The sequence below is a fragment of the Streptomyces seoulensis genome, assembly GCF_004328625.1.
Taxonomy (GTDB): domain Bacteria; phylum Actinomycetota; class Actinomycetes; order Streptomycetales; family Streptomycetaceae; genus Streptomyces; species Streptomyces seoulensis.
On record NZ_CP032229.1, the window covers coordinates 1,819,872 to 1,844,833 of the forward strand.

The 24,962-nt window shown below is 72.6% G+C and carries 21 protein-coding genes; 14 read left to right on the forward strand and 7 right to left on the reverse strand.

Translation table 11 applies throughout. The features are described from left to right. The first annotated feature begins 8 nt into the window (after positions 1-8). Positions 9-980 (forward strand): aldose epimerase family protein, encoded by a 972-nt coding sequence (locus tag D0Z67_RS08555; protein WP_031179710.1) that lies wholly within the window; start codon positions 9-11, stop codon positions 978-980. Between the two features lie 176 nt (positions 981-1,156). On the opposite strand, the gene D0Z67_RS08560 is transcribed toward D0Z67_RS08555, so the two are convergent. After that, the gene (locus tag D0Z67_RS08560; RefSeq protein ID WP_031179709.1) at positions 1,157-1,945 is read right to left on the reverse strand and encodes an EI24 domain-containing protein; all 789 of its coding nucleotides are present in this window, start codon (positions 1,943-1,945) and stop codon (positions 1,157-1,159) included. 61 nt (positions 1,946-2,006) lie between these two features. Next, the gene (locus D0Z67_RS08565) at positions 2,007-2,459 is read right to left on the reverse strand and encodes a MarR family winged helix-turn-helix transcriptional regulator (RefSeq protein ID WP_031179708.1); all 453 of its coding nucleotides are present in this window, start codon (positions 2,457-2,459) and stop codon (positions 2,007-2,009) included. A 94-nt stretch (positions 2,460-2,553) separates the two neighbouring features. Here D0Z67_RS08565 and D0Z67_RS08570 point away from each other — a divergent pair, with 94 nt between their 5' ends. After that, entirely contained in the window at positions 2,554-3,576 is a 1,023-nt protein-coding gene (locus D0Z67_RS08570; RefSeq protein WP_031179707.1) for an NADP-dependent oxidoreductase, read from the forward strand. An 80-nt stretch (positions 3,577-3,656) separates the two neighbouring features. Here the strand turns inward: D0Z67_RS08570 and D0Z67_RS08575 are convergent, their stop codons facing one another. Together D0Z67_RS08575 and D0Z67_RS08580 are read right to left on the reverse strand one after the other, a co-directional pair. Next, positions 3,657-4,814, reverse strand: a complete 1,158-nt coding sequence (locus D0Z67_RS08575; RefSeq protein WP_031179706.1) for an EstA family serine hydrolase — start codon at positions 4,812-4,814, stop codon at positions 3,657-3,659. A gap of 270 nt (positions 4,815-5,084) precedes the next feature. Next, entirely contained in the window at positions 5,085-5,939 is an 855-nt protein-coding gene (locus D0Z67_RS08580) for an SCO2400 family protein (RefSeq protein WP_031179705.1), read from the reverse strand. Between the two features lie 201 nt (positions 5,940-6,140). On the opposite strand from D0Z67_RS08580, the gene D0Z67_RS08585 reads away from it, so the two are divergent. The 11 genes from D0Z67_RS08585 to D0Z67_RS08635 all read left to right on the forward strand — a co-directional run bounded on the left by D0Z67_RS08585 (position 6,141) and on the right by D0Z67_RS08635 (position 21,651). Further along, entirely contained in the window at positions 6,141-7,298 is a 1,158-nt protein-coding gene (locus tag D0Z67_RS08585) for a mandelate racemase/muconate lactonizing enzyme family protein (RefSeq protein ID WP_031179704.1), read from the forward strand. Next, on the forward strand, positions 7,295-8,284 hold the full coding sequence (locus D0Z67_RS08590; RefSeq protein WP_031179703.1) for a zinc-dependent alcohol dehydrogenase: 990 nt from the start codon (positions 7,295-7,297) through the stop codon (positions 8,282-8,284). Before D0Z67_RS08585 ends, D0Z67_RS08590 begins: the two co-directional genes overlap by 4 nt. An 82-nt stretch (positions 8,285-8,366) precedes the next feature. Continuing rightward, positions 8,367-9,335 (forward strand): hypothetical protein, encoded by a 969-nt coding sequence (locus tag D0Z67_RS08595; RefSeq protein ID WP_031179702.1) that lies wholly within the window; start codon positions 8,367-8,369, stop codon positions 9,333-9,335. Between the two features lie 59 nt (positions 9,336-9,394). Next, a complete protein-coding gene (gene chvE, locus D0Z67_RS08600; RefSeq protein WP_031179701.1) occupies positions 9,395-10,513 on the forward strand; it encodes a multiple monosaccharide ABC transporter substrate-binding protein in 1,119 nt (372 codons plus the stop codon). Further along, complete coding sequence (gene mmsA / locus D0Z67_RS08605; protein WP_031179700.1) at positions 10,513-12,081, forward strand: multiple monosaccharide ABC transporter ATP-binding protein; 1,569 nt, start codon at positions 10,513-10,515, stop codon at positions 12,079-12,081. The genes chvE and mmsA overlap by 1 nt, the downstream gene beginning before the upstream one ends. Beyond that, positions 12,078-13,310, forward strand: coding sequence for a multiple monosaccharide ABC transporter permease (mmsB, locus tag D0Z67_RS08610; protein ID WP_031179699.1), 1,233 nt, complete (start codon positions 12,078-12,080; stop codon positions 13,308-13,310). The genes mmsA and mmsB overlap by 4 nt, the downstream gene beginning before the upstream one ends. A gap of 119 nt (positions 13,311-13,429) precedes the next feature. Next, positions 13,430-15,067 (forward strand): pyridoxal phosphate-dependent aminotransferase, encoded by a 1,638-nt coding sequence (locus D0Z67_RS08615; protein ID WP_031179698.1) that lies wholly within the window; start codon positions 13,430-13,432, stop codon positions 15,065-15,067. 275 nt (positions 15,068-15,342) lie between these two features. Then, a complete protein-coding gene (locus D0Z67_RS08620) occupies positions 15,343-18,312 on the forward strand; it encodes a beta-galactosidase (protein ID WP_031179697.1) in 2,970 nt (989 codons plus the stop codon). A 129-nt stretch (positions 18,313-18,441) separates the two neighbouring features. Continuing rightward, positions 18,442-19,038, forward strand: coding sequence for a hypothetical protein (locus D0Z67_RS08625; protein WP_031179696.1), 597 nt, complete (start codon positions 18,442-18,444; stop codon positions 19,036-19,038). Positions 19,039-19,049: 11 nt separating this feature from the next. Beyond that, entirely contained in the window at positions 19,050-20,264 is a 1,215-nt protein-coding gene (locus D0Z67_RS08630; protein WP_031179695.1) for an MAB_1171c family putative transporter, read from the forward strand. Continuing rightward, entirely contained in the window at positions 20,257-21,651 is a 1,395-nt protein-coding gene (locus D0Z67_RS08635) for an NAD(P)/FAD-dependent oxidoreductase (protein WP_031179694.1), read from the forward strand. Before D0Z67_RS08630 ends, D0Z67_RS08635 begins: the two co-directional genes overlap by 8 nt. Before the next feature lie 32 nt (positions 21,652-21,683). On the opposite strand, the gene D0Z67_RS08640 is transcribed toward D0Z67_RS08635, so the two are convergent. Beyond that, entirely contained in the window at positions 21,684-22,529 is an 846-nt protein-coding gene (locus tag D0Z67_RS08640) for an SMP-30/gluconolactonase/LRE family protein (RefSeq protein ID WP_031179693.1), read from the reverse strand. Then, complete coding sequence (locus tag D0Z67_RS08645; RefSeq protein WP_031179692.1) at positions 22,526-23,299, reverse strand: IclR family transcriptional regulator; 774 nt, start codon at positions 23,297-23,299, stop codon at positions 22,526-22,528. Before D0Z67_RS08645 ends, D0Z67_RS08640 begins: the two co-directional genes overlap by 4 nt. 135 nt (positions 23,300-23,434) lie before the next feature. Here D0Z67_RS08645 and D0Z67_RS08650 point away from each other — a divergent pair, with 135 nt between their 5' ends. Beyond that, positions 23,435-23,992 carry a hypothetical protein gene (locus D0Z67_RS08650; protein ID WP_107059515.1) on the forward strand — a complete coding sequence of 186 codons (558 nt, stop codon included), beginning with the start codon at positions 23,435-23,437 and terminating at the stop codon, positions 23,990-23,992. 3 nt (positions 23,993-23,995) lie between these two features. On the opposite strand, the gene D0Z67_RS08655 is transcribed toward D0Z67_RS08650, so the two are convergent. After that, positions 23,996-24,892 carry an ATP-grasp domain-containing protein gene (locus D0Z67_RS08655; protein ID WP_031179690.1) on the reverse strand — a complete coding sequence of 299 codons (897 nt, stop codon included), beginning with the start codon at positions 24,890-24,892 and terminating at the stop codon, positions 23,996-23,998. Between the last annotated feature and the right edge of the window lie 70 nt (positions 24,893-24,962).

The window sequence follows — 24,962 nt, forward strand, 5'->3', positions numbered from 1 at the left end:
TTTCCCACATGGGCGAACTTTTCGGCACACTTTCCGACGGGACCCCGGTGCACCGCTGGACGCTCGAGCGCGGTGGGGTACGGGTCCGGGTGCTGTCGTACGGCGGGATCGTGCAGTCGGCCGAGGTGCCGGACCGGGAGGGGCACGCGGCGGACGTGGTGCTCGGGTTCCCCTCCGTCGAGGGCTATGTGGACCATCCGGGGCCGTATCTGGGCGCGTTGGTGGGCCGGTACGCCAACCGGATCGCGGGCGGCCGCTTCACCCTGGACGGGCGGACCTACACGCTGGCCCGGAACAACGGGCCCAACTCGCTGCACGGCGGCGACCGGGGCTTCGACCGGTACGTGTGGGACGCGGAGCCGGTGGAGCACGGGGTGCGGCTCAGCCGGGTCAGCCCGGACGGCGAGGAGGGCTTTCCGGGGCGTCTGGAGGTCTCGGCGACGTACACCCTGGACGAGGCGGGTGCGCTGCGGATCGCCTACGAGGCGGTGACGGACGCGCCGACGGTCGTGAACCTCACCAACCACTCGTACTTCAACCTCGGCGGATCGGGGCACGCGGGCGGTCATGAGCTGCGGCTGGCCGCCTCGCGGTACACGCCGGTGGACGACGGGCTGATCCCTGCGGGCGATCCGGTGGACGTGACGGACTCGCGCTTCGACTTCCGCGCCTCCCGCAAGGTCGGCTCGGGGTACGACCACAACTACGTGCTGGACAAGGGCGTCACGCCGGCCGCCGAGGAGGTGGCCGAGCTGTACGACCCGGCGTCGGGGCGGGTGCTGACGGTGGCGACGACCGAGCCGGGCATCCAGCTCTACACCGCCGACCACCTCGGCGCCCCGTTCGCGCCGGGCGAGGGGATCGCGCTGGAGACCCAGCACTTCCCGGACTCCCCCAACCGCCCGGACTTCCCCACCACCCGGCTGGAGCCGGGCGAGGTGTACCGCTCCGCGACGGTGTACGGCTTCGGGACGCGCTGAGCCGCCCCGGACAGTATTCAGCCCCGGTCCGGGTGTCAGGTTCCGGGACCGGGGCTGCTGTCGACGGTAATCAACGCCGGGCGGCCGAGGGCGCCGGATCGGGGGTGCGGGCGGGTTCTCCCACGAACCCTTCACTCCCGGGTCACGAGTTCGCCTTCTCCGCCGCCGGGGCGGGCTCAGGCGGTGACCGGCCGGTCGCTCTCCGGCTGCTCCTCGGCGAGGGGTTCACCGAGGAGGTCGCGGGTCAGGAGGGTGGCCCCGGCGACCGCGCCGGGCATCAGGAACACCGCGACCACGGGGACCAGGAAGGCGAGGCCCAGCGGGACCCCGAAGCCCCAGGCGAGCATCTTGCGGGAGCGCAGCAGGGCGAGCCGGGCGCGCAGGTCGACGTCACGGCGCTGGAGGGCGACCGAGGTGAGTTCCTCGGTGAGGAAGAACCCGGTGACGAAGAAGCCGAGGACGGGTACGACGGTCTGGCCGACCACGGGCAGGAAGCCGAGCGCGAACAGCAGCACGCCCCAGACGCAGGCCCTTACCAGGATGCGCAGGCTGTCCCGGGCGGAGATCCACAGGTCGCGCCACATCGGCCGGTCGGAGCTGGGCGCGGTCCCGTCGGGCGAGACGTCGGCGTCGGTGCGCTCGGAGAGGCTCTCGTAGAAGGGCTGGCCTATCAGCAGGGTGGCCGCGGTGAAGGTGAGGACCGCGAGCAGCAGGCCGAGCGCGAACAGCACGACGGTCAGGAAGCCCCGGAAGAGGCCCTGCCAGGGGCCGGACCAGTCGTCGGCGAACGGGGTCGCCCAGGTGACGGCGTCGGAGCCCCACAGGGCGAGCGCGACCAGCGCCAGCAGGTAGAGGACGAGGGTGATCAGGCCGGGCAGCAGGCCGAAGCCGTACTGCCGCCCGTGCTGTGCCACCCACCGCTGGCCGTTGAGGAGATGACGGAACCCCACCCCGAGATCGCGCATGGCGGGCACTGTACCCGCAGCTGTGGGTTTCAGACGCCGGGGGTTTCAGACGCCGGGGGTTTCAGGCGTCGAGCATCCGGCGGAGCAGGTCGCGCAGGGCCGAGCGTTCGTCGGCGGAGAGGCCGGCGAGCGGTTCACGGGCGAAGTGCAGGCCCTCGCGGAGGTCGCGGGCGACCCGCAGACCCTCGTCGGTGGCGGCGGCGAGCTTGACCCGGCGGTCGGCGCTGTCGGGGCGGCGCTCGACCAGGCCCCGCGACTCCAGCCGGTCCACGATCCCGGTCACGTTGGACGGCTCGCACTTCAGCCGCTGCGCGAGCTTGCGCATGGGCGTCGGCTCCAGGGCGAGAAGGCTGAGCAGGCGGGCCTGCGGTCCGGTGAGCGCGTGGCCGGCCGCGGCCTCCTCGTAGTCCGCGTGGAAGCGGGCCACGACGTCGCCGATCAGCCCGACGACCTCCATGGTCAGGGGGTCGGCGGAGCGGTGACGCACGGGGGGACGCGGCGGCTGGGTGGACATGCCGTCCAGGATACCGGGTTACTTGACATCCTGAAATATTCAGGAGCATGGTTGTTTCAGGTACTGAAGTAGTTTGAGGAAGAGAGCCCCCCACATGTCCGACTCCCCCGCCCTTCCCGCCGTGAGCCGTGAGTGGCACCTGCTGCAGCGTCCGGTGGGCTGGCCGAAGCCCGAGGACTTCGCGCTCGTCGAGGTGCCGATGCCGGTACCCGGCGCGGGCCAGGTACTGGTACGGAACGAATACCTCTCGGTGGACCCGTACATGCGGGGCCGGATGAGCGCCGCGAAGTCCTACTCCGCCCCCTTCGAGCTGGGTGAGCCGATGGAGGGCGGCGCGGTGGGCGTGGTCGTCGCCTCCGACGTCGACGGCATCGAGCCCGGCGACCACCTGCTGCACTTCCTCGGCTGGCGCGAGTACGCGGCCGTGGACGCGGGGAAGGCCGTCAAGGTCGACCCGGATGCCGCGCCGCTCTCCACCTACCTCGGCGTGCTCGGCATGACCGGTCTGACCGCGTACGCCGGTCTGCTGCGCACCGCCGGGTTCAAGGAGGGCGACATCGTCTTCGTCTCCGGCGCGGCCGGCGCGGTGGGCAGCCAGGTCGGCCAGCTCGCCAAGCTCAAGGGCGCCTCGCGCGTCATCGGCTCGGCCGGGTCCGACGAGAAGGTCCGGCTGCTGGTCGACGAGTACGGGTTCGACGCCGCCTTCAACTACAAGGACGGCCCGGTGGGCGAGCAGCTCCGCGAGGCCGCGCCGGACGGCATCGACGTGTACTTCGACAACGTCGGCGGCGACCACCTCCAGGCCGCCATCGCCGAGCTGAACCTGCACGGCCGGATCGCCATCTGCGGCGCGATCTCGGTCTACAACAACACCGAGCCCGCCCCCGGCCCGAACAACCTCACCCGGCTGATCCAGACCCGCGGCCGGATCGAGGGCTTCCTGGTCGGCGACCACTACGACCTCCAGCCGGAGTTCGTCCGCGAGATCGCGCCGCTGGTCGCGTCGGGCAAGCTGAAGTACCGCGAGACGGTCGTGGACGGCATCCAGAACATGGTGGAGGCGTTCATCGGGGTGCTGCGCGGGGACAACACCGGGAAGATGATCGTCAAGCTCTGACCGGTGACGCGTCACCGGCAGCGGGACCTCGCGGAGGCCGCATCCCCTGGACGGGGGGTGCGGCCTCCGCCGTGTCCCGATCAGCCCTTGAGCGCCGCCTCGTGCACGGCGGCGGCCAGCCGGTCGTTCTCCGGGGCCGCGCCGCCGGGGTAGGCGAAGCGGCGGCGGGTGTAGCCGTAGGCGAGGCCGGCGCGCGGGTCGGCGAACGCCTGCGCACCGGACGCGCCGCAGTGGCCCACGGTGCCGGCGCCGAGGAAGGGGTGCCAGACCTCGGCCGTGCACTCGAAGCCCAGCCCGAACACCGAGTGGGAACGGCACACCAGGTCGTGCCCTGCCGAGTGCGGCTGGCCGAACTCGGCGAGCGTGTCGCCCTTGAGCAGCGGCGCCTTCTCGTCCACCTCGCTGATCATCGCCGCGTACATCCCGGCCAGGCCGCGCGCCGAGGCGACACCGCCCACCGAGGCGGGACCGCTCGCGCGCACGGCGCGGTCGTTGGGCAGCGACTCCAGGTCGGTGGGGGTGGGGGCGTGCTGGTTGCGGGCGATGGAGGGCAGGGTGTGCGGGCCGGTGCGGCACAGCTCGGCCTCCGCCTGCTGGGCGGGGTTGGGCATCATCGGCTGGGTGGTGCGGAAGCGGGGCTCGCGGGAGGCGGGCAGGCCGAGGTGGAAGTCCAGCCCGTAGGGGGCGCGGACGCGCTCCTCGTACAGCTCCTGGACGGTGTGGCCGGTGGCCCGGCGGACCACCTCGCCGGTGAGGGCGCCCATGGTCAGCGCGTGGTAGCCGAAGGCGTTGCCGGGGCGCCAGAAGGGGCGCTGGTCGGCGAGGCGTTCGGCGAGCGCGCGGTCGTCGGCCAGCTCGGCCGGGCTGAAACCGGTGTCGGTGCCGACGAGTCCGGCGCGGTGGGCGAGGAGGTCGCGCAGGGTGAGGGTGCTCTTGCCCTCGACGCCGAACTCGGGCCAGTAGTAGGTGACTTTGCGGTCCAGTTCCAGGGTGCCGTCCTGCACCAGGAGGGCGGTGACCAGATGGGCGGCGCCCTTGGTGCAGGAGAAGACGCCGTACAGCGAGCCGGCGTCGACGCCCTCGCCCGCCCACAGGTCGACGACCCGGCGGCCGTCCACGTAGGCGCACAACTGGCCTTCGTAGTCCGGCTGTTCACCGGCGACGAAGGCGGCGAACTCCTCGCGCACCGCCTCGTACCCCTCGGCGACGGTGCCCTGGACGGTGCTGTCCTGTGTCATCCGGTTCTCCTCAACTGAGCCGCTGCTCGCTGCTCCTCCTCGCACGGCGCCGGGTCCGGCCGGCGCATTCCGAGGTCGTGTACGGCGAGATGTACCTGTTCGACTCAACCGCCGAGGGGCCCGGTTGGTGTCACCGTTGCCCCGGATGGCGTACTGCGCGGGATTCGTATGACCGGTGACGGGCCCCGGACGGGCGGCCGGGTCGTCGGGTCCGCCTACCCGGGACGGCGCGGGTCACCGCACGTCGTCACCGGGAGGGCCGCGCGCCTCTCAGCTGCACCACCACAGGAAGCGGTCGCAGGTCTTGGTGGGGGTGGGCTCCGGAGCGGGCTCGGAGGTGGTGGGGGCCGCCGTGGGTGTGGAGGTGGGCTTCTGCGGGGCCGGGTCGGCCGGGGCGGGGGCCTGGGAGTGCCGGGGGGTGGTGGCTGGGCGGTCGGTGGTGGGGTCCGTCGTCGGGGACTCGGACGCCTTCTTCGTGGGGGACGCGGACGGGGAGGCCGAGGGGGAGTCCGACGCGGAGGCGGAGGTGCCGGCGGCGGCGGACGCGCCTGCCGTGGTGCCGGTGAGGGGGACACTCGACCGGGCCGGGGAGACGGAGGCGGAGCCGCCGTCCGGGGAGGCGTCGGAGGCTGCCGGGCGGTCGAAGGAGAAGGGGGTGTCGGCGCTGAGTTCGGCGAGGCTCAGGGCGGCGGCCGCGAGGACGAAGCCGGTGACGACGAGGAGGGTACGGCGCCTGCGGCGGCGGTGGGCGGCGGCCTTGCGGTCACGGCGGCTGCCGTCGGGGGCGGGGTCGTCGGAGGCCGGGCCGTCGGAGGCCGGGGCGTCGTAGGGGTCGTCGGGGATCTCGTGGTCCACGGGGGGCTCGTGGGTGCCGCGCCGGTCGGCCTGCCGGGGGACCTTCGGCCGCTCGGGGGCGGCCGGGGGTGCGGGTGTGGGGGCCGGGGTGTCTTCCGCGTAAGGGGCCACGGGAGTGGTCTCGCCGTACGCGGGCGGCGGGGTGTCCTGCCCGTAGGGGTCCGCCAGACCGCCGGAGGCACTCGCGACGGCTGACAGGGCGGGCGCACCGCAGCCGGGGCAGGCCAGGGCGCCGTTGAGGTGCCGTCGGCACGGGTGGCAGTAGTCCATGACGCGGGAAGACTAGATTCCACCCGGGTCCCGTTCCTAGGTGCCGCTGTGAAGGTTTGGTGCGGGAGAGACACGTGAGCACACGCCTTTGCCGGAACCGTTACGTGTTCGACCCATTGACACCCCCCACGCGCCCTCCCTACTGTCACGCCAGCATTTCGAACGCATGACGAAATTTCGAACACCGAGGGGTGGACGGGCGTGCGTATCACCGGAATCAGCACCCATGTGGTCGGGACACCGTGGCGGAATCTGACCTATGTGCAGGTCCACACGGACGAAGGGCTCACCGGCGTCGGGGAGACCCGCATGCTCGGTCATACCGACGCCCTGCTCGGCTACTTGCGGGAGGCCGAGGCCAACCACATCGCGGGCTCGGACCCGTTCGCCGTGGAGGATCTGGTCCGCCGGATGAAGTACGGCGACTTCGGCCGGGCCGGGGAGATCGTGATGTCCGGCATCGCGGTGGTCGAGATGGCCTGCTGGGACATCAGGGGCAAGGCGCTCGGCGTACCGGTGTGGCAGCTGCTCGGCGGGAAGGTCACCGACCGGGTCAAGGCGTACGCCAACGGCTGGTACACCACCGAGCGCACTCCTCAGGCGTACCACGAGGCGGCGCGCGCGGTCGTGGCGCGGGGCTACCGGGCCCTGAAGATCGACCCGTTCGGCACCGGCCACTTCGAGCTGGACCACGAGCGCACCCGGTACGCCGTCTCCCTGATCGAGGCCGTACGGGACGCGATCGGGCCGGACACCGAGCTGATGCTGGAGATGCACGGCCGCTTCTCCCCCGCGACCGCGATCCGCCTCGCCCGCGAGCTGGCGCCCTTCGACCCCGCCTGGCTGGAGGAGCCGGTGCCGCCGGAGAACCTGAAGGCGCTGGAGAAGGTGGCCGCCAGGGTGGACATCCCGGTCGCCACCGGGGAGCGGATGCACGACCGGATCGAGTTCCGGGAGCTGCTGGAGAGCCAGGCGGCGGACATCCTCCAGCCGGACGTCGGACACATCGGCGGCATCTGGGAGACCCGCAAGCTGGCCGCGACCGCCGAGACCCACTACGTACTGCTCGCCCCGCACAACGTGGGCGGCTCGGTCCTCACCGCCGCCTCGCTCCAAGTCGGCTTCAGCACACCGAACTTCAAGATCCTGGAGCACTTCAACGACTTCGCGGACGCGGAGATCAAGACGGTGGTGAAGGGCGCCCCCGAGGTGGTCGACGGCTACTTCCACCTCTCCGACGCCCCCGGCCTCGGCGTCGAGCTGGACACCGACGCGGCGGCCGAGTTCCCGCAGCAGCAGGCCCGGTTCGACCTGTGGGCCGAGGGCTGGGAGCGCCGCCGGCCGAAGGGGACGGCGTGAGCGTCGAGGTGGTGGTCGAGGCGCCGGGCACCCATCGGCTCGCGCCGCACACGCCCCGACCGCCCGGCCCCGGCGAGGCGCTGGTCGCGGTGCACGCGGCGGGGATCTGCGGCAGCGACCGCGAGCTGTACCGGGGCAACCGCCCCGCGCCGTACGTGCGTTACCCGGTGGTGCCCGGCCACGAGTGGTCCGGCACGGTACGCGAGGTGGGCGCCGGCGTGCCGGAGGGCCTGGTGGGCCGCAAGGTGGTCGGCGAGGGCTTCCGCAACTGCCAGGTGTGCGCCCGCTGTCACGCGGGCGAGACCACGCTCTGCGAGGCGGGGTACGAGGAGACCGGCTTCACCCACCCGGGTGCGATGGCCCCCACCCTGACCCTGCCCGCCCGGCTGCTGCACCCCCTGCCCGACGACGCCGACCTCACCGCGGCCGCCCTGCTGGAGCCCGCCGCCTGCGTAGCGGCCGCCGCCCTGCTCGCCGACGCCCGGCCCGGCGAGCGGGTCGCGGTGGTCGGCACGGGGACGCTCGGGATGCTCGCGGTGCGCTTCCTCGCGGCGGTCTCCCCCGCCGAGCTGCTGGTAGTGGGCCTGGACCGCGAACGGGAAGCCCTGGCAGCGGAGTTCGGCGCCACCGGCTTCGCCGTCAGCGGTCCCGGGCTGCCCGGCGGGTACGACGTGGTGATCGAGGCGGCGGGCTCCGCCGAGGCGGCAGTCACGGCCGCCGCCCTGCTCCGGCGCGGCGGACGCCTGGTCCTCACCGGCATCCCGGCGCCGGGCGCGGCGGGCCTGGACCCGGCCGACCTCGTCCTCCGGCGGCTGGAGGTGCGGACGGTCTTCGGGGCGCCCCCGGCCGCCTGGGCGCACGCCGTCCGGCTGCTCGGCGCCGGGCTGCTGGACCCGCTGCCCCTGGTGTCGCACCGGCTGCCGCTGACCGAGTTCGGGCGGGCGGTCGAGGAGAAGGGTCCCGGAAAGGTGCTGCTGCTGCCCTGACCTGGGCGGAAGCAGCCCCTGGGGGCCGCCTCCGCCCGAAGATCCGAACCCTGTCCGGTATTCCGAACACGAAAGGCAGCCCGTGACCGACCTCTCCGCCCCGGCAGTCCGCAGGCCCGGTGAGCAGGCGCTCGCCGCTCTGGGGCTGGCCGCGCCCGCGCCCGACCCCGCCGACGCCTCCCCGCACCGCTTCCCGGGCGGCGGGAGCTGGCGTACCGAGATCCCGTCGTGCGAGGGGCCCGAGGCGCTGGCCGTCGTGCTGGCCGAGGCCGCGCGGCTGGAGGTGCCGGTGCACCGGGTCAGCCAGGGCAGCGGCGTCTGGATGCTCACGGACGCCGAGATCACCGAGATGGCCGGGGCGACCCGGGAACGCGGCATCGAGCTGTGCCTGTTCACCGGGCCGCGCGGCACCTGGGACACCGGGGGCGCGGTGCGCTCCGACTCGCGCGGCGGAGGCCCGCGCGCCCGGGGGTACGACGCGGTGGCCGGCTGTGTCGAGGACGCGGTGCGCGCGACCGAACTGGGCGTGCGCTGCCTGCTGGTGGCCGACGAGGGCGTGCTGTGGGCCCTGCACCGGGCACGGGAGTCGGGGGTGCTCCCGGCGGACACCACGCTGAAGGTCTCCGCGCTGATCGGCCCGGTCAACCCGGTCTCCTACGCGGTGTTCGAGCGGCTGGGCGCCGACTCGGTCAACGTGCCCAGTGATCTCACCCTCGCCCATCTCACCGAGATCCGCCGGGTGTCCGGCGCCCCCATGGACATGTACATCGAGGCACCGGACGACCTCGGCGGCCAGGTACGGATGTACGAGGTGGCCGAGCTGATCCGGCGCGGCGCCCCGCTGTACCTGAAGTTCGGTCTGTCGAAGGCGCCCGGCATCTACCCCTGGGGCGCCCACCTCCGCGCCGTCGCCCTGGACACCGCGCGGGAGCGGGTGCGGCGCGGCCGGCTCGTCCTCGACCTGCTCGCCCGGCACGGCGCCGACGGCGGCATGGCCCCGCTCGGCTCCCGGCTCCCCGGCCCCCTGCACCGCTTCCCCACCACGGACTGATCCCGCACCACCGCACGGCCCGACCCGCTCAACGCCAAGACGAACAAGGACGGTTCCCCATGCGCGACCGGTACATCGCACGCCCCCGCAGAGTCGCCTTCGCCGCGACCGCCGTACTCGCCCTCACCCTGTCCGCCTGCGGGCAGAGCGGGGAGGGCGGCAGTGACGACAAGGGCGGTGGCGACAAGGGCGGCACCATCGGCGTCGCCATGCCGACCAAGTCCTCCGAGCGCTGGATCGCGGACGGCGCCAACGTCGTCAAGGACCTGCGCGCCAAGGGCTACAAGACCAAGCTGGTCTACGGCGAGGACGACCCGGACCAGCAGGTCGCCCAGATCGAGAACCTGATCACCCAGGGCGTCAAGGGCCTGATCATCGCGGCGATCGACAACAAGTCCCTGAACAACGTGCTCCAGGAGGCGGCCGACGCCCACATCCCGGTCATCGCCTACGACCGGCTGATCCTCGGCACCAAGAACGTGGACTACTACGCCTCGTTCGACAACGAGAAGGTCGGCGAGCTACAAGGCACGTACATCGTGCACAAGTTGGGGCTGGACAGCGGCAGGAAGGGGCCGTTCTCCATGGAGTTGTTCGCCGGGTCCAACGACGACAACAACACCAAGTACTTCTTCGGCGGGGCGATGAAGGTGCTCCAGCCGTACATCGACAAGAAGCAGCTCGTGGTGAAGTCCGGGCAGACCGCGCTCAATCAGGTCACCACGCTGCGCTGGGACGGCACCACCGCCCAGCACCGCATGGAGGACGTGCTGACCTCGGCGTACCGCTCCGGCCGGGTGGACGCGGTGCTCTCGCCGTACGACGGCATCTCCATCGGCATCCTGTCCGCGCTGAAGTCGGACGGGTACGGCTCCAAGGGCAAGCCGCTGCCGGTCGTCACCGGGCAGGACGCGGAGCTGGCGTCGGTGAAGTCGATCATCGCCGGGGAGCAGACGCAGACGGTCTACAAGGATCTCCGCAAGCTCGCCGAGGTCGCCGCGACCATGGTGGACGACAGCCTCAAGGGCAAGAAGCCCGAGGTCAACGACTCCAAGACCTATGACAACGGTGCCAAGGTGGTGCCCGCCTATCTGCTCCAGCCGGTCAGCGTCGACAAGGGCAACTACCGCAAGGTGCTGGTCGACGGCGGCTTCTACACCGAGTCCCAGCTCAAGTGATGGCCGAGTCCACCGGCACGGCCGGGCCCGTGCTCGAGATGCGCTCGATCGTCAAGACCTTCCCCGGCGTCAAGGCCCTCTCCGACGTCACCCTGACCGTCCGGCCCGGCGAGGTGCACGCCATCTGCGGGGAGAACGGCGCCGGGAAGTCCACCCTGATGAAGGTGCTCTCCGGGGTTCACCCGTACGGCAGTTACGAGGGCGAGGTGCTCTTCGAGGGTGAGGAGTGCCGCTTCAAGGACATCCGGGCCAGTGAGCGGCAGGGCATCGTCATCATCCACCAGGAGCTGGCGCTGGTGCCCTATCTCTCCCTCGCGGAGAACCTGTTCCTCGGCAACGAGCACGCCCGGCGCGGTCTGATCGACTGGACCGAGACGCTGCGGCACGCCACGAAGCTGCTGCGCCGGGTCGGTCTGGACGAGCATCCGGAGACCCGGGTCGCGGACATCGGCGTCGGCAAGCAGCAGCTGGTGGAGATCGCCAAGGCGCTGGCGAAGTCGGTGCGGCTGCTGATCCTGGACGAGCCGACGGCCGCGCTGAACGACGAGGACAGCGGCAAACTCCTGGATATCATCCTGGAGTTGAAGGCCCAGGGCATCACCTGCATCGTGATCTCGCACAAGCTGAACGAGATCCGCCGGGTCGCGGACTCGGTGACCGTGCTGCGCGACGGCCGCTCGGTGGAGACGCTGGACGTGCGGGCGCCGGGGACCACCGAGGAACGGATCATCGCGGGCATGGTCGGCCGCGATCTCGACCACCGTTTCCCCGAACGCCCGCCGCACCGGGCGGAGCCGGGGGCGGCTCCGGCGCTTGAGGTGCGCGGCTGGACCGTACGGCATCCGATCGACCGGCAGCGCAAGGTCGTCGACGACGTGTCGATCGAGGTGCGCCGGGGTGAGATCGTCGGCATCGCCGGACTGATGGGCGCGGGCCGCACCGAGCTGGCGATGAGCGTGTTCGGCCGCTCCTACGGCCGGTACGCGGGCGGCACGGTCCTCAAGGACGGCCGGGAGATCCGTACCCGGACCGTGGCGGAGGCGGTGGGGCACGGGATCGCGTACGTCACCGAGGACCGCAAGCACTACGGGCTCAACCTCATCGACACCGTGCACCGCAATGTGTCGCTCACCGCGCTGGGCAAGGTGGCCCGGCGCGGGATCGTGGACGAGCACGCGGAGCGGCGGGCGGCGGAGGGGTTCCGCACCGCCATGAACATCAAGGCGCCGACCGTGCTGGAGCCGGTGGGCCGGCTGTCGGGCGGCAACCAGCAGAAGGTCGTCCTCAGCAAGTGGATCTTCGCGGACCCGGACGTGCTGATCCTGGACGAGCCGACGCGGGGCATCGACGTGGGCGCCAAGTACGAGATCTACACCGTGATCGGGCGGCTCGCGGCCGAGGGCCGGGCGGTGGTCTTCATCTCCTCCGAACTGCCCGAACTGCTCGGCATGTGCGACCGGATCTACACCATGGCCGCCGGCCGGCTGACCGGCGAGGTGCCACGGGCCGGGGCCACGCAGGAAGCGCTGATGCGCCTGATGACCAGAGACGAAGAGGTGACGCCATGAGCGCGGACGTGACGGCCCCGGCCCCGCCGGAGCGCGGCGGGCCGCCCGCCGGGCCGGGCGTGCTCCGGCTGATGCTGGACGGCCTGCGCCGCAACATGCGCCAGTACGGGATGGTGATCGCGCTCGGCCTGATCGTGGTGCTGTTCGCGGTGTGGACCGACGGGGACCTGCTGCTGCCGCGCAACGTCTCCAACCTGGTACTGCAGAACAGCTACATCCTGGTACTGGCGATCGGGATGATGCTGGTGATCATATCGGGGCACATCGACCTGTCGGTGGGCTCGCTGACCGCGTTCGTCGGGGCGTTCCTGGCGGTGCTGAACGTACGGCACGACGTGCCCTGGCCGCTGGCACTGGTGCTGTGTCTGCTGGTGGGCGCGGCGGCGGGGTCGGTACAGGGATATCTGATCGCCTATCTCGGTATCCCGTCGTTCATCGTGACGCTCGCCGGGATGCTGCTGTTCCGGGGGCTGACGGAGATCCTGCTGAAGGGGCAGACCCTGGGGCCGTTCCCGGACGGGCTCCAGAAGATCGGCAACGGCTTCCTGCCCGCGTTCGGCCCCGACACCGACTACCACAATCCGACCCTGCTGCTGGGGCTGGCGCTGATCGCGGCCGTGGTCTGGCAGGAGGTCCAAGGCAGGCGCAGGCAGCGGGAGTTCGCGCTCCAGCTGCCCCCGCTCAGGCTGTTCGCGCTGAAGCTGGCCGCGCTGGTCGCCGCGATCCTCGCCCTGACCCTGCTGCTCGCCAGCTACAAGGGCGCCCCGATCATCCTGATCGCCCTCGGCGCGCTGGTCGTCGGATACGGGTATCTGATGCGCAACGCGGTCTTCGGCCGCCATGTGTACGCGATCGGCGGCAACCTGCCCGCGGCGAAGCTGTCCGGGGTGAAGGACAAGAAGGTCACCTTCCTGGTGTTCCTGAACATGGGCGTCCTCGCCGCGCTCGCCGGCCTGGTGGTCGCCGCCCGGCTGAACGCGGCCTCGCCGAAGGCGGGCGTCAACTTCGAACTGGAGGCAATCGCCTCGTCGTTCATCGGCGGCGCGTCCATGAGCGGCGGGGTCGGCACGGTGCTCGGCGCGATCATCGGCGGGCTGGTGCTCGGGGTGCTGAACAACGGGATGAACCTGCTGAGCGTCGGCACCGACTGGCAGCAGGTGATCAAGGGGCTGGCACTGCTGCTGGCGGTCGGCTTCGACGTGTGGAACAAGCGCAGGTCGGGGGCGTGAGCGGCGCACGCCGGGTGAAGGAGGTCACAGCGGGGGCGAGTTGAACACCATCCCGGAGTCCTCCGTATGCATGGGTGGCCCGCGCCCCCCGCGCGGGCCACCCTTCGACGGAGGTCCCCTTGCCTGACAACGTCACCTCGTTGTTCCGCAGCGCCGCCGCGCACAGCCCTTCGATGGCGGCGCTGGCGCGGGAGAGCGACGGTACGGGTCCGGTGGACTTCTGCATCCCCTGCAACCCCTATTTCCCGACGCCGGCCATGTTCGAGGAGATGGCGTCCCGGCTGCGCGAGATCATCACGTACTACCCGAGCAGCGCCGACACCATCACGGCCGAGCTGTGCGAGTTGCTCCACCTGCCGCCGCAGTGCGTGGCGATGGGGAACGGCTCGACCGAGCTGATCACCTGGATCGACCATCTGCTGGTCCGCGAGTCGCTGGCGGTGCCGGTGCCGACCTTCGGCCGCTGGACCGACCAGCCGATGGAGACCGGCAAGCGGGTCGACATGTTCCCGCTCCAGGAGGCAGGCGGCTTCGCGCTGGACCTCGGCCGGTACGCCGAGTTCATCCGGGCGCGCGGGACGCGGGTGGCGGTCCTGTGCAACCCCAACAACCCCGACGGCGGCTTCCTGCCCCGGCAGTCGGTGGTGCAGTTCATGGACGCGATGGCCGACCTGGATCTGGTGGTGATCGACGAGTCCTTCCTGGAGTTCGCGGACGCCGAGGCGGAGCCGAGCGTGGTGCAGGAGGCGATGCTGAGACCCAACGTGATCGTGCTGCGCAGCCTCGGCAAGAACTTCGGGCTGCACGGCATCCGGTTCGGGTATCTGGTCGCCAACCCGGGCCTGGCGCACAAGGTCCGCTCGATGCTGCCCAAGTGGAACCTCAACTCCTTCGCCGAGTACGTGGTGTTCATGCTGAAGCGGCACGGCGCCGAGTACACGCAGAGCCTGCTCCAGGTGCGGCGCGACCGGCTGGAGATGGCCAGCCAGCTGTCGGCGCTGCCGGGGCTCACCGTCTATCCCTCGCAGGGCAACTTCCTCTTCGTGCGCCTCCCCCTCGGCGCCGAGGGCACCGTGGTCCGGGACCGGCTGCTCACCGAGCACCGGGTCCTGGTCCGCGAGTGCGGCAACAAGATCGGCTCGTCCAGCCGCTTCCTGCGGCTCGTGGTGCGCCCCGAGACCGACGTCCACCGTCTGGTGGCCGGTCTGGAGCAGGTGCTCTACGAGCCCGCCGTGCCCGAGCTGGGCTACAGCTCCGGCACGGCGGCGGTGGACCGGCTGATCGGCGAGACGAACGGGGCCGGAGCCCGGCTGACCGCCTCCTCCGGCTCCCCCGTCATCGCCGCCGCCCTGGCCGCCGGTACCGGTATGCCGCTCCCCGCCGCCCCACCCCCACAGGGCGCCGGGATACCGGTATCGGCGACGGTCCAGCCGACGCCCCCGCAGCAGCTCCCCCAGCAGCCGGCCCCCGCACCCGTGGCACCCCCGTCCCCCATGGCACCGCCGCCCATCCCGGCACCCGTATCCCCGTACCCGGCCCCGGCCCCAGCAGCGGCCGCACCCCCCATGCAGGCTCCCGCCCCCGCCGCCGCCCTCGGCCCCACCCCGCCCGGCGTCCCGGCCCGCGGGGGTCTCACGGCCGCCCAGGTACGCGGCATGACCGCCCCGCCCCCCGCCCTCGGGTGGCCCAACGCCCAGAGCTGGCCCAACGCGGCGGGCGCGGGGGCTCCGGCGCCGGCGCCGGCGCCGATGGGCTGAGCCCGGTCGGGGGGGGGCAGGTCGCGGAGGCCGAGTCCGGCTGCCGCTCCCCGCGCCCTCAGCGGCGCCTTGTACCCGTATACCCGTCATACCCGTATACGCGTACACCTGTACGAACTCCGTAATCCCGCGATTCACGCCCCCCTCACCAGGGCGCCGTATCCCCGTAGTGGGTGATTCACCCACGCCCGGGGCACCCTTGGTCGGCCGGGAGCTGACGGGGCGTGGACAATGGCCGGTGCCACGCTTCTATGGGGGCCGACCGGAGGACGACCTTGGCGCTCAGCAGACGTACTTTCAGTGCCCTGACCGGCTGTGCCGCGCTCGGGTTCGCCATGGGCGGGAGCGGAGGGCCGGGCGCGCCCGCGGCGTTCGCGGCACGCGGGGTCCCGACCGGTCCCGCGCCCGCGCCGCCGCGTGCGGACGGCCGGCGGCACACCGTCGGGTACGACCCGCACTCGCTGCTGGTCGACGGCAGGCGGCTGGTGGTGTGGTCGGGCGAGATGCACCCGTTCCGGCTGCCGAGCCCGTCGCTGTGGCGGGACGTGCTGCAGAAGATGCGGGCGCACGGCTTCAACGCGGTCAGCGTGTACGTCTCCTGGAACTACCACTCCCCCGCCCCCGGCCGCTTCGACTTCACCGGCGTGCGGGACCTGGACCTGTTCCTGCGCACGGCCGCCGAGACCGGTCTCTACGTCATCCTGCGCCCCGGCCCGTACATCAACGCCGAGGTCGACGGCGGAGGTTTCCCCGGCTGGCTGACGGTGACCAAGGGCACCGCGCGCACCGCCGACCCCACCTATCTGCGCCATGTCGACGCATGGCTGACGCAGGTCGACCGGATCGCCCGCCGGCACCTGTACACCCAGGGCCGGGGCACGGTCCTGCTGTACCAGCTGGAGAACGAGTACGACTCCCACGTCACCGAGCCGACCGGCCGCGCGTACATGTCCCACCTGTACAAGAAGGTGCGGGCGGACGGCATCGACGTACCCCTCTTCCACAACGACAAGGGGCGCAACGGCTATTGGACGCCCGGCTCCTTCGACACCGGTGGTGAGGAGGGCGGTTACCTGTACGGCTTCGACGGATACCCCTCGCCCTCCCAGAACCCGCCGGACTGGGGGAAGTTCGGGAAGGGCGGCCAGACCGGGGGCTCCACCGCCTCACCGAACACACCGGGTTTCACACCCGAGTTCGGCGGCGGCTGGTTCGACCCGTGGGGCGGGGCCTGGTTCGACGGCAAGGGGTACCCGGAGGCGCGGCGCACCCGCGACTCCGCCTACGAGCGTCGCTTCTACCTGACCAACCTGGCCAACGGGCTCACCCTGCACAACGTCTACATGACGTTCGGCGGCACCAGTTGGGGCTGGCTGCCCGCACCGGTGGTCTACACGTCGTACGACTACGGCGCCGCCATCGACGAGGCGCGCAACGTCACCCCGAAGATGGCGCCGATGCACCAGCTCGGCCATCTCTTCCAGCGGGTACCGGACTTCGCGCGGCTGGACCGGGCGGCGGACGTGACGGTGGCGGGGCTGAGGGTCTACCACCTGGCCAACCCGGACACCGGCGCCCATGTGTACGTCACGCGCAACGACGGCACGAAGCCGGTCACCGCCGAGCTGCCGACCGATGCCGGGAAGCTGCGCATCACCGTCCCCGCCCGCGACGCCCGGATGCTGGCGACCGGACTGCGCCTCGGCAAGCGGAAGATGCGGTACAGCACCGCGCAGCCGGTGATGAGCGTGACGGCGGGCGGGCGGGACGTCGCCGTGTTCGCGGGCCGCCGGGGTGACATGGCGGACCTGGTGCTGGACTGCCCCGTCGAGCCGAACGTCACCCGGCTGGACCCGGAGGCCGGCTGGGCGTACGAGCGCGGGGAGCTGCACGTCAGCGCCCCGCTCGGGGAGGCCGGGCTGAGCCGGGTGCTGGTCAGCGGCGGCGAGACCGAGACCCCGCTGGTGCTGCTCTTCGCCGACGACGACACCTCGCTGCGGATCTTCCCGTACGACACCGCCGCCGGGACCCTGATGGTGTACGGCCCCGCGCTGCTGCGCCACGCCGAGGTGCACGGCTCGGAGGTGCGGCTCACCGGCGACCTGGCCGGCGAGTCGGTGATGGAGGTGTGGGGCCCTCGCGGTGTCGACACCCTGGTGTGGAACGGGCGCCGGATGCCGACCCGGACCACCCTCTCCGGCAGCCTCATGACCACCGCCCCGCTGCCCCGGGTGCCCGAGGTCCGCCTCCCGGAGCTGACCGGCTGGCGCATGCGCACCGAGAACCCGGAGGCGGGCCCGAGCTTCGACGACTCCGGGTGGCGCCGGGCGGACCGTACATCCTCGTACAGCACCACACCGGTACCCGAGGGCGGCCCGGTGTTGTTCGCGGACGACTACGGGTTCCACTACGGGGATGTCTGGTACCGGGGTGGTTTCAGCGGCAGTACCGGTATCGAGCAGGTCTCGCTCTCCTACAGTTCCGGTACCCAGGGTCTGTTGATGGCCTGGCTGGACGGGGAGCCGCTGGGCACCCACCGGCTCCCGGTACCGGACAGGACGACCACCATCCGCAAGGGAACCTGGGAGGCGACGGCCACCTTCCCCGTCCGCCCGGAGCTGCGCTCCCCCGGCCGCCATGTGCTGTCGGTGCTGGTGCGGCGCATGCAGCACGACCAGGACGGCAAGGGCGACGACACCCACAAGGCGGCACGCGGTCTGACCTCGGTGTCCTTCACGGGGGCGGCCCCGGAGGTGTCCTGGCGGCTCCAGGGCGAGCGGGGCGTGGATCCGGTGCGCGGGCCCATGAACACCGGCGGGCTGTACGGGGAGCGGGAGGGCTGGCATCTGCCGGGCCTGCGCGACCGGGACTGGGAGCCGGTGACCTTCCCGAGGGAGGAGCGGCGGCAGGGCGTCACCTGGTACCGCACCACCTTCCGGCTGTCGGTGCCGGGCGATGTCGACGCCTCGGTGGGGCTGCGCCTGGAGGACGATCCGTACCGGGCCTACCGGGCGCAGATCTTCCTCAACGGCTGGAACATGGGGCAGTACATCAACAATGTGGGTCCTCAGCACACCTTCGTGCTGCCGAACGGGATTCTGCGCACACGTGGCACCAACACACTGGCGCTGGCGGTCCTGTCGGAGTTCACCACACTGTCCGGTCCGGGCACGGTGGGCCTGACCCTGATGGGTGCCGCCGCGGGCGGCCTGCCGGTGATTCCGGTGCCCTCCCCCGGCCACTGAACGACCGTACGCGCACGGGTGGTTTTCGGTTGAACCACCTCCGCTGATCCGCATGACGTGGACACACCCGTGCGCGTACGCTCGGACGGTCCGGCGACGGCGTCGGGGCGAAGGAGGAGAGGGCGGCACATGGTCAGCGCGGACGCACGGGCGCGAGCGGCACGACTGACCGCCCGGCTGCGCCCCTCCCGTCCGGCCCGCGCGATGCGCGCCCTGGCCAAGCAACTCGCCTCCGACATTGCTGAGTTGCCGGAGCCGCCGGCCGGGGTGCGCGAGGTCTGCCGCGCCCTGTGCGCCGCGATGGGCGACCGGCGCGGGGGGCGGCCGGTGGAGCTGCGGTTCGAGCGCTTCCCGGACGAGATCGAGGTCACCGGGCTGTGGGTGGAGTTCCAGGACTTCGATCTGGTCATCGTGGAGGAGCGCGCGGAGGCCGTACAGCAACTGGTCATCCTGGGACATGAGTTGTGGCATCTGCACGCCGGGCACCGGCATCATCCGCCGCTCGGTCCGGCCACCCTGGCGCTCGCGGACGGGTCCGGCTGGGAGGGGGCCGCGCTGACGGTGGCCGCCCGTGACGGCTCCCGCGAGGACGACGAGGCAGCCGCAGAGGACTTCGGCCACCGTCTGGCCACCCTGTTCCGTCCCCACCTGGGACGCTCCGCCGAACCCCTGGACCTCGTCCAGCGTTCCCTCGGCTATCGCGGCCGGGACGGGGCGGCGCGGTGAGCGCGGCGGTCATGGAACCCGCCGCCACCCTGCGGGACTTCTCGATCTCCTTCTGGATTCCCACGGCGGTGCTGGGCATCGCCCTGGTGATCAAGCTGCCCACGATCATCCGGCTGTGGCGGGACCCGCTGCTCCGCGCGGTCGGCGGTCTGCTGCTGCTGGCCTGCGCCGTCTTCGTGTTCTGCTCGCCGTCCACCATCGCCCGGGTGAACCGGCTGACCGGGGTGTCCAACATCTCGGCGCCCTGGTGCTATTCGCTGCTCACCGCGTTCTGCGGCTCCTGTCTGCTGCTGATCATCACCTGGCGCAACGGCCCCGACCGCTCGGCGGTGACCCGGCGGGCCCGGCGCTGGGTGCTCTCGGTGTACAGCGGGGTGATCGGCGTACTGTGGCTGCTGTTCCTGCTGGCCGACGTGCCGGTGGAGCGGCTGCGGGACCTGGACACCTACTACGCCACCACCCCGTTCATGCGCGAGGAGATCCTGCTCTACCTCGGCGCCCACGCCCTGGCCTGCCTGATCACCGCGCGGCTGCTGTGGAACTGGGTGCGCGCGGAGGGGCTGGACGCCTGGCTGCGCTGGGGGCTGATGCTGCTCGGCGCGGGCTACGTACTCAACCTGATCTTCGACGCGGCCAAGCTGGCGGCGGTCGGCGCCCGCTGGGTGGGCGGTGACCTGGACTGGCTGAGCACCGACCTCGCGCCGCCGGTGGCCGCCCTGTCCGCCATCCTGATCGCGGTCGGCTTCATCCTGCCGCACGCCGGCCAGTACGCGAGCGACCGCTGGCGGGTCCGGCTCGCCCACCGTGAACTGCGCCCGCTGTACCTGCTGATGCGCGCCTCGGCCGGAGAGGGCGTGCCGCGCGTGCTGCGGGCGACGCCGGAGCTGCGGCTGACCCGGCGCGAGACCTTCATCCGGGACGTGCTGCTGCCGCTGGCCCGGCACCTCGACACCGCTCTCGGCGCCCGCGCGTACGAGGCGGCGCTGAGCCTCGGCCATCCGCCGGAGCGGGCGCGGGCACTGGCCTCGGCGGTGACCATCCTGGACGCGGTCGAGGCGAAGGCCCGGATGCCCGAGCCGCCCGCGACGGTGACCGCGCCGGACACCACCGACCTGCTCCAGGAGATCGGGCCCGTCTCCCGGGCCCTCCGCCGTCCCGACGAGATCGCGGCGGTCCGTGCCCGTGCGGCCGCCGACCCAGCAGAGAGCGTTGCCGCACATGAGTGAAGTGAAGACCACGGCCGTCGTGCTCGGCGGCTCCCTGGCCGGCATGCTCGCGGCCCGCGCCCTGGCCGCGACGGGCGCCCGGGTCACGGTGGTGGAGCGGGACCCGCTGCCCGCCGGGCCGGAGCCGCGCAAGGGGCTCCCCCAGGCCCGGCACGTCCACCAGCTCTGGTCGGGTGGTGCCCGCGCGCTGGAGGAGCTGGTGCCGGGCGCGCGGGACGCGCTGAGCGCGGCCGGGGTGCGCCGGGTGCCGATGACCACGGACATGGTGGCGCTGTCGGCGCACGGCTGGTACCGGCGCTGGCCGGAGTCGGCGTTCATGCTGCCGGCCGGGCGGGACCTGCTGGACTGGGTGGTCCGGGATCTGGTGCGGGCGGACGGCGCGATCGAGTTGCTGGACCGCACCGAGGTCGTCGCCCTCACCGGCACCGGCCGCGCGGTGACCGGGGCGCGGGTGCGGGCCGACGGCGCCGAACGCACCCTGGAAGCCGGTCTGGTGGTGGACGCCACCGGGCGCGGTTCCCGTGCCGCGCACTGGCTGGCGGGGCTGGGACTGCCCGAGCCGGAGCGCCGGGAGGTCGACTCGGGGCTGACGTACGCCAGCCGGCTGTTCCGGGCGCCGGAGGGGGCGCGGGACGGCTTCCCGGTGGTCAACATCGAGCCGGACCAACGGGGTTCGCGCATCGGGCGCGGCGGGGTGCTGCTGCCGGTCGAGGACGGCCGGTGGCTCGTCACCCTGATCGGCGCCCGCCCCGACGAACCGCCGTCCACCGGCGATGAGTTCCTCCGGTACGCGCGTGAGGAGCTGCGGCACCCGCTGATCGGGGAGTTGCTCACCCACGCCGAACCGCTGACGGACGTCACGGTCACCCGTACGACCGCCAACCGGCGTGTTTTCTATGAGCGGTTGACCGAGTGGCCCGAGGGGTTCGTCGTGCTCGGCGACGCCCTGTGCGCGCTCAACCCGGTGTACGGGCACGGCATGTCGGTGGCGGCCCGGTCGGCGCTGGCCCTGCGGGACACGGTGCTCCGGCGGGGCGGGCCGGGTACGCCCGGTCTGGCCCGGCGGGCGCAGCGGGCGGTGGGCCGTACGGTGCGGACCGCGTGGGACCTGGCGATCGGCGCCGACGTCTTCTACCCCGGCGCCACCCCGGCCGGCCCGACGGTCCGGGACCGGCTGGTCGCCGGATACGTCGGCCGGCTGCTGCTGACGGCCACGGGCAACGGCCGGGTCGCGCGCCGGGTGACCGACGTGACCTCGCTGGAGGCGGGCGCCCAGGCGCTGCTCGCCCCGCGCATGCTGCTGGCGGCCGCCGTGGGCCCGCTGCGCCCGCCGCTGACGGGACCACCGCTGACGGCGGAGGAGCGCAAGGCGGCGGGACTCGTCTAGGGCCTGTCTTCCGGATCTCGCCGGAGCGGTCCCTACCCCGCGAACGGCGGCTGCGGGAGCCCCTCGCCCGCGTCCGGCACCACCAGTACCGAGCCCGACAGGGGGGTGGGGGCGGTGAGGCCGACGCGGGCGGTGGTGACGTAGAGGTCGCGCAGGCCGGGGCCGCCGAAGGCGCAGGCGGTGGTGCGCGGGACGGGGAGGCGGATCTCCCGGTCCAGGGTGCCGGAGGGGGTGTAGCGGCGGACCGCTCCGCCGTCCCACAGGGCCACCCAGACGCAGCCGGCCGCGTCGACCGTCAGCCCGTCCGGGAAGCCAGCGCCGTCCTCGACGACGGCCAGGGTGCGCCGGTCGCGGACGCCGGTGCCGTCGTAGTCGAAGACGTCGACACGGCGGGTGGGGCTGTCGACGTAGTACATCAGGGTGCCGTCCGGGCTCCAGCCGATGCCGTTGCTCACGGTGGCGTCGGTGAGGACCGGCTCGGCGGTGCCGTCGCCGGTCAGACGGGTCAGGGTGCCGCCGCCGGGGGCCTCGTCGTAGCGCATGGTGCCGGCCCAGAGGGAGCCGTCGGGGGCCACGGCCGCGTCGTTGGCGCGGCGGCCGGGGACCGGGTCGCGGTGCAGCCAGCCGAAGGCGCCGTCGGGGTCGAGCAGGGCGACGCCGTCGCGGAGGTTGAGGACCAGGCCACCGTGGGCGCGGGGCTTGGCGGCGCCGACGTGCTGGCCGGTGGTGCGGACGGTGCGGCGGCCGGTGGCCGGGTCGTAGGTGTGGACGCGGCTGCCCAGGACGTCGACCCAGAGCAGGCGTGCGGTGGCCGGGTCCCAGGTCGGGCCCTCGCCCAGCTCGGCCTGGGCCGCGACGGCGACCTCGTAGCCGCTCACGCCGCCTCCCGGTACCCGAGGCGCCCGGAGAGTTCGGCGGCGCCCTGGACGGCGAGCGCCTCCAGCTCGGGACGGCGTTCCTCGCTCCAGCGGACCGTGGGCACCGAGATGGACAGCGCGGCCACCACCCGCCCGGTGCGGTCGCGGACCGGGGCGGCGACGCAGCTCACGTCCGGGTTGGACTCCCGGCGCTCCACCGCGACCCCCCGGCGCCGGATCTCCGCGAGCACGTCGCGCAGTTGCCCCGGGTCGGTGAGGCTGTCCGGGGTCATCGCGGCCAGTTCGGCGCCGTCGGGGACGCGTGCGGCCAGCTCCGGCGCGGGCAGCGAGGCCAGCAGCATCTTGCCGACGGCCGTGCAGTGCGCGGGCAGCCGGCGTCCGGCGGCGGAGACCATGCGGACGGCGTGGGTGGAGTCGACCTTGGCGATGTAGATGACGTCGGTGTCCTCCAGCAGCGCCACATGGACCGTCTCGTCGCAGGTCTCGGCGACGGTACGGGCCACCTCGCCGCCCTCGGCCGCGAGGTCGAGCTGCTCGGCGTACCGGCTGCCGAGCTGGTACGGGCGTACGCCGAGCCGGTACCGGCCGGGCTGTCCTGGTACCGGTACCAGGTAGGAGCGGGCGGCAAGGGTGGTGACCAGCTCGTGCACGGTGGTGCGCGGAAGGCCGAGTCTGCGCACGATGTCCGGCGCGGAGAGGGTGCCGTCCCCGTCGAGGAACAGCTCCAGGATGTCGAAAGCCCGCGTCACGGCGGGCACGAGGCGTCCCACGTCCGGCCTCCTTGCTCTACGGGCACGGTGTCCCGTGTTCGATACCCAGACCGGCGACCGGCGGGGCGAACACAGGCTAGGTCAGCGCGGGTCGCGCGGGCAACGGTCATCCGGGTACCGGGCACCATGGGAGGCATGGCTCGCGACTTCTCCCTGGTGCTGCTGCGCCGCATGGCCGACCACAATCCGGAGCTGGCCGAGGACGCCCGCCGGCGGCTCGGCGCCTCCGCGACCGAGATGCGGGAGGCGAACAAGCGCTGGCAGGCGATGGCCCGTTCTCCCAGGTCACGCCCGGCCGTATCCCGGTACCGGGCGATGCTGGGCGAGCCGGAGTCGGTCGAGCCGCGCCGGGTCGGCGACCTGGAGTGCGAGGCGATGCGGTGGGCGCTGCCGCTCTGGCCGGACCTTCGCTTCGAGCTGCTGACCGGACCGGGCGGAGCGGTCCTCACCGAGTGGCTGGTGCGCGCCCCCGGCGCCCCGGCGCCCGGACTCGGCACGCTGGAGGACCTCACCCCCTGGTCCTGCACCCTGGAGGAGGTGGCCCGCGCCTTCGCCCCGGCCCGCCCGGTCCAGAGCACCGCCCCGACCCGTCAGGCACTGACCTTCACCGCGCCGGACCGGGACGGGGTACCGCACGAGATGGCCGCCGAGTTCACCTGGGGGCTGCTCCAGCGGACCGCCCTGCGGGACTGAGCCTCAACTGCTCTGCGCCGCCTCGATGATGAGCCGGGCCACACGGGGGCGGGACTCGGGATGCAGGTCGAGGAAGAGATGCGGCTCGACGAGTTCCAGCTCCAGCACGCAGGGTTGCCCGTCCGCGCCGTCGATGAGGTCGACCCGGCCGTAGAGCAGCCGCTCGGCGCCGCCCGGCACGGCCGCCAACGCCCGCTCGGCCACGTCCAGTTCGGCGGCGGTCGGCTGCCACTTCTCCAGCTTCGGGTGGGCGGTCTTGACGGCGTCGAAGGGCGTACCGGGGACGAGGACGGCACCCTTGCGGCTGGCGTGCAGCAGGCGTCCGCCGAAGAAGTGCAGGGCCCGCTCGCCGTGTTGGTCGACGCCCCGCATGTAGGGCTGCACCATCGCGGTCAGGCCCTCGGCGTGCATGTGCGCCAACTGCTTTACGGCAAGCTCGCGTTCCTCGGGGGTGTACCGGGCCGCGTACCGGGCTCCGGCGCCCGAGGCGGGCTTGATCACGTACTCGTGCCCGGTCGGGAGGCCGGGCTCGGCGCCCGGCGGTGGGGGCGGTCCGGGCGGGAGGTAGCGGGTGGGGACCGTGGGCACGCCGGCCGACGCCAGTTCACCCAGGTAGCGCTTGTCGACGTTCCAGTGCACCACGTCCACCGGGTTGAGCAGCCGGGTGAGCGCGTCGACCCGGTCGGCCCAGGCCAGGAACTCGGCGGTGCGCCAGGTGTAGTCCCAGGTGGAGCGGATGAGGACGAGGTCGTAGCCGGCCCAGTCGGCGTCCGGGTCGTCCCAGAACCGGGCCTCCGCGTCGGCGCCCGCCGCCCGCAACTCCGCGACCAGACCAGGCAGATCGGGGTCCTTGCTCGGCGCGGTGCCGGGGTCGTAGGTGGCGAGGGCGATACGCGGCACGGCGGGCTCCCTGGTCGTCTGCGTCGGCTCGGTGATCGCGAGGCTAGCAACCGCCCCGGAACCGGCACAC